Origin of the sequence: uncultured Nostoc sp. (genome assembly GCF_964245575.1) — a bacterium.
GTDB lineage: Bacteria > Cyanobacteriota > Cyanobacteriia > Cyanobacteriales > Nostocaceae > Nostoc.
This window is the reverse complement of the sequence record NZ_CAXTNP010000299.1, coordinates 1-8,641: the sequence shown is the minus strand read 5'-3', so window position 1 is coordinate 8,641 and position 8,641 is coordinate 1. Positions and strand designations below refer to the sequence as shown.

The 8,641-nt window shown below is 40.3% G+C and carries 7 protein-coding genes; 6 read left to right on the top strand and 1 reads right to left on the bottom strand.

All coding sequences use genetic code 11. The features are described from left to right. The 4 genes from ACFFAP_RS31990 to ACFFAP_RS31975 all read left to right on the top strand — a co-directional run. The coding region (locus tag ACFFAP_RS31990; protein ID WP_375514991.1) for a hypothetical protein at window positions 1–644 on the top strand (644 nt) is incomplete at its 5' end. A gap of 627 nt (window positions 645–1,271) precedes the next feature. Next, on the top strand, window positions 1,272–2,399 hold the full coding sequence (locus ACFFAP_RS31985; protein ID WP_375514990.1) for a succinylglutamate desuccinylase/aspartoacylase family protein: 1,128 nt from the start codon (window positions 1,272–1,274) through the stop codon (window positions 2,397–2,399). 369 nt (window positions 2,400–2,768) lie between these two features. Beyond that, complete coding sequence (locus ACFFAP_RS31980) at window positions 2,769–3,971, top strand: choice-of-anchor tandem repeat NxxGxxAF-containing protein (RefSeq protein WP_375514989.1); 1,203 nt, start codon at window positions 2,769–2,771, stop codon at window positions 3,969–3,971. 88 nt (window positions 3,972–4,059) lie between these two features. Further along, window positions 4,060–4,287 carry a hypothetical protein gene (locus ACFFAP_RS31975; RefSeq protein WP_375514988.1) on the top strand — a complete coding sequence of 76 codons (228 nt, stop codon included), beginning with the start codon at window positions 4,060–4,062 and terminating at the stop codon, window positions 4,285–4,287. Window positions 4,288–4,527: 240 nt separating this feature from the next. On the opposite strand, the gene ACFFAP_RS31970 is transcribed toward ACFFAP_RS31975, so the two are convergent. Beyond that, window positions 4,528–5,610 carry an ATP-dependent 6-phosphofructokinase gene (locus tag ACFFAP_RS31970; protein WP_375514987.1) on the bottom strand — a complete coding sequence of 361 codons (1,083 nt, stop codon included), beginning with the start codon at window positions 5,608–5,610 and terminating at the stop codon, window positions 4,528–4,530. 282 nt (window positions 5,611–5,892) lie between these two features. Here ACFFAP_RS31970 and era point away from each other — a divergent pair, with 282 nt between their 5' ends. After that, the gene (gene era, locus ACFFAP_RS31965) at window positions 5,893–6,867 is read left to right on the top strand and encodes a GTPase Era (RefSeq protein WP_375514986.1); all 975 of its coding nucleotides are present in this window, start codon (window positions 5,893–5,895) and stop codon (window positions 6,865–6,867) included. Window positions 6,868–7,206: 339 nt separating this feature from the next. After that, window positions 7,207–7,884 carry a response regulator gene (locus ACFFAP_RS31960; protein ID WP_375514985.1) on the top strand — a complete coding sequence of 226 codons (678 nt, stop codon included), beginning with the start codon at window positions 7,207–7,209 and terminating at the stop codon, window positions 7,882–7,884. Window positions 7,885–8,641 lie beyond the last annotated feature (757 nt).

Below are 8,641 nucleotides of genomic sequence, written 5' to 3'. Positions count from 1 at the left end.
AACTGGATACCGGAGACGGAGATGACACGATCACTGGCACAGGTACTGGCGGCATCGGCAATGGCGGTGCTGGAATCGGCATCCAAAACACTAAAGACGGCACCATTACTACAGGGTCGGGCAAGGACACGATTTTCGGTTATGGGAACAGTTCTGAAAAAAACGCCACCAGCTATGGCATCTTCAACGATGGAGTCATTGAAACGGGCAAGAATTCTGACAAACTTACCGGACAGGCTTCTTCAACAATTGGTGCTACTGCATACGGTATTTATGGGCAAGGAATCATCAAGACTGGCGATGGGAATGACTCTGTTATCGCCACCAGTATCCTAGATGGAGTTCAACAAAAAGTTTCTATCGGTGGCGGGATCAAGATTGATCTGGGCACTGGGAATGACTACTTCAAAGGATTTGGGGAAGCGAGTGTTGATGGTGGTAAAGGTTTTGACACCCTGGATTTGGGCGCTTTCAATCGCTCTCAACTGATTGTATCTGGTGTTATCTCTGGCAATACCCTTAATTCTGCCAACATCAGTTTCAACAACAATGGAAACTCCATTAGCTTGTCCACCACTGGCTTTGAGAAATTTATCTTTGCAGATAGCTCTTTCTCCTACAGCACTTTGGCAAACGGGGCATGAGTTTGTTAATTCCTCTATCTCGTGTTTTAACTCATGAGTGTTTAATTGAGTTTACCTCCCCCTCCAGTTGAGTTGATCTGAACTTTCTGAGGTTCTGCCTCAGCTTGTCGCTCTTTATGTCTCAATTTCTCTTGTTTGACTAACAAGAGAAATTGAGCATAGCTAATTCCCAATATTTGTTTAGTACCGTGGGGATATTTGTAAATATAGGGTAGGTTACAATACAGTTCAGTTAAGCATCTCTTTCTTCTCTGTGCGTACTCTGCGCCAACTCTTGGAGACGCTGCGCGTTGGCGTCAGCCTCTCCAAGAGTTGGCGGTTCGTTAAAAAATTGACTTTGGTAACAGACTTTTAGCCTTAACCCAAGCGTATTGGGGTAGGTTACACCTTCGTCGTAACCCACTATTGCTATCAAACACTGTCAGCATAGATAATTTGGTGCATTAGCCTACCCTTCTCTTATCGGAGATGCTACGCGTAGCTTGCTTAAGAGCAGGGGTGCGAGAACGCTAAAAGCGAACGGCATAACACACCCTACAAAGATACTTGGTATGATTTGGGTTTACGTGGCTTTTAATTCGGTACAGATACAGCCATAATTTACTCAAATTATCACTGAATTCTCTTATGCTGCCAGTTATTGAAAGTATTGTATTACGTCAAATGGCTTCGGGCGATCGCCTATCCTTACAACTATACAAATTCATCGGCGCTCAACCTGGTAAAAAGGTTTACATTCAATCTAATCTACACGGTGCAGAAATTGCTGGTAATGCCGTTATTCACCAGTTAATTGAGTTTTTATTAACAATAAATGATACAGATTTAGCTGGAGAAATTTGGCTAGTTCCCGTTTGTAATCCAATGGGGACGAATGAACGCGCTCACCATTTCTCTCCTGGGCGATACTGCGTTTACGAAGCCAAAGACTGGAATCGCATATTTTGGGATTACGAGAAAGAAGCTGATGATTTAGTAGCTTTTACTAAATCTCAACTTCATATCGATCTAAAGGTCATTCGACAAAATTATCTAACTATAATTAAGCAACAATTCGCAAAAATTTTAGAAAAAATTAATTCTCCTAGTACAGTACCCTACACTGAGCTTTTTGGCTACAAACTACAAAATATGAGTATAGATGCAGACTACTTAATTGACTTACATAGTTCTACAAATCAAGCTTTAGATTACGTTTATTACTTCCGAAATCGAGAAGACAGTGCAAAATACTTCCTACTTGATTTCGGAATCTTACTTGATAAATATGATGGTGATGCTTTTGATGAAGCTTTTATCAAACCTTGGTTAGCACTAGAAGCTTGTTTTCAAGATTTAGGTAGAGAAATCAAGTTTGATGTGGAAGCTTGGACACTGGAATTAGGCTCAGGAATGCAAATGAACCCTGATTCAGTCGCTAAAGGTGTACGGGGTGTAAAAAATTATTTAGTGCAAAAAGGTGTATTGCAAAGTCATAATTTATCGGATAGCACAAAAAACCATGAGATGACTTTTGCATCTAGCAGCAACCGAAAAAAATATTATGCGATCGCAGGTGGTATGATTCAATCCAGAATCGAATTAGGTAGTTCAGTCAAAGCTGGACAAAAGCTGTATCAAATTCTCAGTTTTAATAAAGAAGGTAAGTTACCTAGTGTAATTGATGTCTACGCTCAACAAGATGGATTAGTTTATGATGTCGCAACCAATCAAGCTGTGAATGAAGGCGAGTTTGTATTGGGAATTATTAGTTAGTCATTTGTCATTTGTCCTTTGTCATTAGGACTAGCCCTTTCAAGGTGACTGGTAAAATCTCTTTTTTTATCTCTGCGCCCTTTGTGTCTATGCGGTTCAAAAGCATTTTATTTAACCACTCCAGACACAGAGAAGGCAGTGCGCCCTTGCGGTTCTCCGACTTGTTCGCTAGTTAGGCGATTTTTATGGGCTAGGACTTTTTCCACATCTTCCGAAACCACTCAAATGATAAAAGTCCCTCGTCTTTTATTTGAGCGTTTGAGAGATATTGCTGTTGACGCTGCCTGATTAAATCAAAAATGGATAAAGTCGAGCTTAGGTGAGATAATTATTTAGTCAAAAAACTTTATCTAATAAGCTGAAATTATTATGCATACTTACCCAAAGTTTTTAGTTGCTATAGCTGGTATCTTTCTCAGTCTAGTAGCAGTAGAAGTGAAATCGGCAGATGCAGGCACCTTTACTTTTACAAAAATCGCCGAGGCTGACAACAGAAACTTTTTGGATGTCGGAGGTGGCCCTATAAATGATAATGGCACAGTGGCTTTTGCTGCCATAACACCTTCAGGTAAAAGTATCTTCACTAGCAACGGTGGAGCAATTAGGACGGTTGTCAGCTTCAAATCAAGAAGCGGTTTTTACGGTATAGCAATTAACGACAGTGGTACAGTAGCCTTCGGAAACTTTTATAATGAACTTCAAGAAGGTTATTTTATTAGTAACGGTGAGACAGTTAAAACTGTTGCTATACCAAGCAATAGGTCGTTTAGTCTAACTTTAGAAAACAACGCATTTAATAACAATAATACATTAGTTTTCAGCCTGATTAGAGGCATTAACAGGTATGAGATTGTTACTACTAGTGGTGGTTCTTTGACAACTGTGGTAGACACTAGTGGACAATTTAGGTTTTTCAACCAACCTCCTGCAATTAACGACAATAATGTAGTGGCTTTTACAGCTTCATTAAATGATGGAAGGGTAGGTGTGTTCACTATTCAAAATGGGTTAATTACGACTATCGCTGATAATACTAATCTTTTCGATGGTGGATTTTCTGAGACTTCTATTAATAACATAAATAATGTTATATTTGAGGCTCGTTTAGACAGTGGGGAAGGCGGAATCTTTATAGGCAACGGTGAAACAATTACCACTGTTGCCAATACCAGTAGCTCTTTTAGTAGCTTTTCTAGGCCCGCAATTAATGATAAGAATCAAGTAGCTTTCAATGCAACATTACGAAATGGGGCAGAAAATGTTTCTGTTGATGGCATTTTTACAGGTTCCGACCCGATTGGAGATAAGGTAATTGGCATAGGTGACTCTCTTTTAAACGGCACTGTGACAAATCTTTTTTTTGATGGTGGTCTCAATAATTTCGGTCAAATTTCATTCTTTGCCACTATTAGGGATAGTAATAATAATACTAGAAATGTTGTTTTCCGTGCTGATCCAGTCTCGACATCAGTTCCTGAATCGACTTCTAAATTAGGTTTACTAGCTCTAGGCGCTCTAGGCACAGGTATAATCCTTAAAAGCAATCTCAAACAAAAAATAACAACAAAATAAACAGTTTTGGGAGATCCAAAAATTGCGATCAGCTTGCTCTCGGTTAGGAATAGATCCAGGTGGTTCATCTTTGAAGGAATTTTAGACGTTGGATTCCTTCAATCCAGAATTGATTTTGATGGAGCCGGAGGTAGCGACAGTCCCGCGAGAAAGTTTAGAAATTTATGAACAAATTTTGATAGGTGAGTCAAATTTTGAAGATAGTGCTTGGATTGAATATGAACAGAAGTGTCTTGCTGTAGGGTTCTTAGCTAGAAAACACTTCAATGCTGACAAGAAATTGCAAAAGCGGAAATTTGAGTTAGCCCAACGCTAAAGCATTGGCGATGGTGGGAGCGATCGCCACCGGCTCATGGCGGTTACGCCATCACACTCGGGAGCACATCGCGTAATATCTGTTTAAACAACATTAAAAAAAGGTCTGACTGTAAAGCATTCAGCCGCAGATTAAACCGCAAGTGCGATCAATGAATTGAAAAGACTTTGAAAAGTCATTTGTCTTTGGAGTGAGGAGTTAAACAACTCTTAACTCCTCACTCCTGACTCAGCACTAAATTTAGTCTCCCAAATAAATACCCATACCACGGGCGGTTTTAACTAAAGTACCATTCGGATCGACGGCGCTATATTGAGCGATCGCTTCTGTAATTGGTACACTTAATACTTGGCGATTTTGCCATGTCACCATGCGATCGTATTTACCTTCGGCAAGTAGATTAACCGCCGCAACACCAAAAGCAGTTGCAACTAATCTATCTAGTGGTGAAGCAGTTCCACCTCGTTGAATGTGTCCTAGAACTGTAACTCGCGTTTCTACACCGATATGTTCAATAATTTTATCTGCCAAATATTCACCAATTCCACCGTATCGAGATTGACCTAAGCGATTTGTAATCGTCACATTTTCCCCATCGTGGGTACGAACCGCTTCCGAAACAATAATCAAACAATAGTTTTTGCCTTTCTCTTGGCGTTCTTTGATTTTGTGGCAAATATGCTCAACTGTGTAAGGGATTTCGGGAATTAAAATTACATTTGCTCCCCCCGCAATTCCCGCAGCTATAGCTATGTGTCCGGCATCACGCCCCATTACTTCCAAAATCATGACTCGGCTATGACTTGCAGCAGTAAAATGTAATCTATCTAATGCTTCTGTGGCAATATTGACTGCTGTATCAAAACCGATAGCGTGTTCAGTAACGCCAATATCGTTATCAATTGTTTTGGGAATACCAACTAGGTTAATTCCGCCTTGTTGAGCGAGGCGACGCAGAATTGCCAAACTACCATCGCCACCAATACCAATCAAAGCATTTAAACCTAGTTCATGATAACCTGCAATAATTTCTTCGGAGCGATCGCTTACACTGCCATCCGCCATTGGAAAAGCAAAAGGGTCGCCTTTATTGGTTGTCCCCAACATTGTGCCACCCGCAGTTAACAGCGAGTCAACTTGATCAACTTCCAGCTTAGTAAATTGTGGGGGACGCGCCATTAATCCTAAAGTCGCTTGACGAATTCCTAAAACCTCCCAGCCGTAGGTATCCACAGCACAATTAACTACAGCCCTAATCACAGCATTTAAGCCAGAACAGTCACCTCCACTGGTTAGAATTCCTATGCGTTTGGGTTCTCCCATATTTTTTATTGACATTTTGATCCAAATATATTGAGTAATCGATGAAATTTAAGCCAAAGTTAGCAGCAGATTAAACCTAAGCAAATGCGCTTCTTGTAAATGCCAAAGTAATTTTATGTTTGTTTTGTATCAAAAAACAAAACAAAGTTATCTTAGCTGTAAAATATAGGTGTAGAGCCAGTAGTAGATTGAACCTCGGCAAAAGCAATCCCTAAAAATGCCAGGGGAATTTTATGCTTGTTTTGTGTCTCAGAAAAAACCAAGTTATCCCAGCTGTAAAATATGAGGGTGGAGCCAAAGGTGACTAGTATTGATAATTACAACTTCTCTTTTCCAGGAGAAGTAACAATCCCCCAGGCTCCTCCTGAATTCAAATCAGGTTTTATCGGCATTGTTGGTCGTCCTAATGTCGGTAAATCTACTTTAATGAATCAATTGGTAGGGCAAAAAATTGCCATTACATCACCAGTAGCACAAACTACACGTAACCGTTTACGCGGCATATTAACTACACCAGAAGCCCAGTTAATTTTTGTAGATACGCCAGGAATTCATAAGCCCCATCATCAATTGGGTGAAGTGTTGGTGCAAAATGCCAAAATTGCGATTGAATCGGTAGATGTAGTGCTATTTGTGGTAGATGGAGCAGTGGCTTGTGGATCAGGCGATCGCTATATTGCCGAGTTGCTGTGTCGCAGCAAAACACCAGTGATTTTGGGCGTGAACAAAATCGACCAACAACCGTCCGATTCTCAGTTTCTAGATGATAGTTACGCTCAGATGGCCCAGTCCCATGAATGGGAAATCGTGAAATTTTCTGCCAAGACGAGTGCAGGATTACCGCAACTTCAAGAATTATTAATTGAACATTTAGAAATTGGGCCGTTATACTACCCGCCAGATTTGGTAACTGACCAGCCAGAACGCTTTATTATGGGTGAATTAATCCGAGAACAAATTTTATTATTGACTCGTGAAGAAGTACCCCATTCAGTAGCGATCACTATTGATCTAGTAGAAGAAACTCCCAGCATTACCCGTATACTTGCTACTATCAATGTTGAGCGCGATTCCCAAAAAGGCATACTCATTGGCAAAGGTGGAGCAATGCTCAAAGCAATTGGTAGCGAAGCCCGCGAACAAATCCAAAAGTTAATCTCTGGTAAAGTTTACCTAGAATTGTTTGTGAAAGTCCAGCCAAAATGGCGACAGTCGCGGATCAGTTTAGCAGAGTTAGGCTATCGCGTGGAAGAATAAAATTAAGTTAGGAGTTAGGAGTTAGGAGTTAGAAATTAAAGAGTTATGAATAACTCCTGACTTACTGCTTTGTTTATGATTTGTAGGTTTTTCAGATTAGACCAATTTCTTGAGTTTGAGAACCAACATAATTGTCTGAAGCCCTAAATCTCAGTTGAATAATTGAAAAGTTCCTCAATTATTTCTTGGAAACCTAAATACTTAACCTTGAAAACTATTCTCAAACCTTAACTCTTAACTCCTGTACAGACGCGATTAATCGCATCTCTACTCCTAACTCCTGTACAGACGCGATTAATCGCGTCTCTACTCCTAACTCCTAACTCTTAATTAATAAAAATGTCTTTAGATACTCGTTATCCCTTAAATTTACCAACCAATGCTCCGCCCTTGCGCGTGTTAATTGTCGAAGATGATCCGATGATGCAACTCGGATTAGAGCAATCGTTAATGGCTCATCCTCAGTTGGAGATTGTTGGACAAGCAGAAGATGGTTATTTGGGAGTTCAAGCCGCACTGCAACTGAAACCTGATTTAGTAGTTATGGATATTGGGTTGCCGCGATTGGATGGCATTGCAGCGACACAGCAAATTAAGGCGGCGCTGCCAGCAACTCATGTAGTGATGCTGACATCTCATCAAACGGAGACAGAAATTATTGCCGCACTCTCTAGCGGTGCAGATGCGTATTGTATTAAAGGTGCAAGTGTGGAACGATTGTTAAGTGCGATCGCAGCCGCAGTTGATGGTGCAGCCTATCTCGATCCTCAAATTGCGCGGCGAGTAATTGATAATCTCAAACCGCCTTCACCCACCACCAACACCGCCAACTTATCTGGGCGCGAGTTAGAAGTGTTGAAACTTATGGTAGACGGGTTGAGTAACCCAGAAATTGCCGAAAAACTCTATCTCAGTCCTAACACCATCAAAACTCACGTCCGAGGGATTATGAATAAATTAGCAGTAGACGATCGCGTGCAAGCAGCAGTTGTGGCACTGCGTTCTGGGTTGGTTTAGAAAACAAATGCAGCAAAATACAGAGAGAAACCTCAGCAAAAGTCAGATTACTGGTGTATGCAAACTTAATAATGAATTCCCCACTTTCTATCCTCAAAGCCGCTATAGTTGATTATTTGTTGCCAAGATGTTTGAAAAATACTCTACCTAAATGCATTATTAGTTAAAAGAGTTTGAGAGTTGATTAGGGTCTAGATTAACAGGAAATAATAAAATTTCCTTGCCTTCTAATTTTGCCTTCTGGTGAAGCAAAATTGCTTTTTCCAAATAACAATATTTAATTGGAACCCATCTGTCGCTATAAAAGTAGACAGTTACTCGGCTCATCGCATACTCTTTCAACGGGAGTGGAAGAGACCAGGACGAGTCCACAGTTTGAACCTTACCTGTTGAGTCCATGCTTTGAACCTCAATTATTAAGTATATATACTCTCACTCATCAGGATGATTTAAAGTAACTGTCATAAGTAATAACAATCTGCCTTAAAATTGTATCTTTAGGTAAAAGTTAAAATAATTAGAACTGACCTGGAACACAACAGAAATCAGTTTACACTGATCAATTTAGGTTTAACAGACTACCAATCTCGCTGTTAGAATCACTGAAAGCCGGATTTTTACTCCTATGTTTTAATTCTCTGTTCTCGCCTTTCTGCTTAAGATTCCGATCCGCGTTAACGGAGTTCAAAGACTCGTTCACGAGTATCAAAGACTCATTCACGAGTATCAAAGACTCATTCACGAGTATCAAAGACTC

Bases quoted from the DNA above. Each gene is read 5' to 3' on its own strand.
- ACFFAP_RS31980 (WP_375514989.1), top strand. From the start codon at position 2,769: ATGCATACTTACCCAAAGTTTTTAGTTGCTATAGCTGGTATCTTTCTC.
- ACFFAP_RS31970 (WP_375514987.1), bottom strand. From the start codon at position 5,610: ATGGGAGAACCCAAACGCATAGGAATTCTAACCAGTGGAGGTGACTGT.
- ACFFAP_RS31985 (WP_375514990.1), top strand. From the start codon at position 1,272: ATGCTGCCAGTTATTGAAAGTATTGTATTACGTCAAATGGCTTCGGGC.
- ACFFAP_RS31960 (WP_375514985.1), top strand. From the start codon at position 7,207: ATGTCTTTAGATACTCGTTATCCCTTAAATTTACCAACCAATGCTCCG.
- era (WP_375514986.1), top strand. From the start codon at position 5,893: ATGAGGGTGGAGCCAAAGGTGACTAGTATTGATAATTACAACTTCTCT.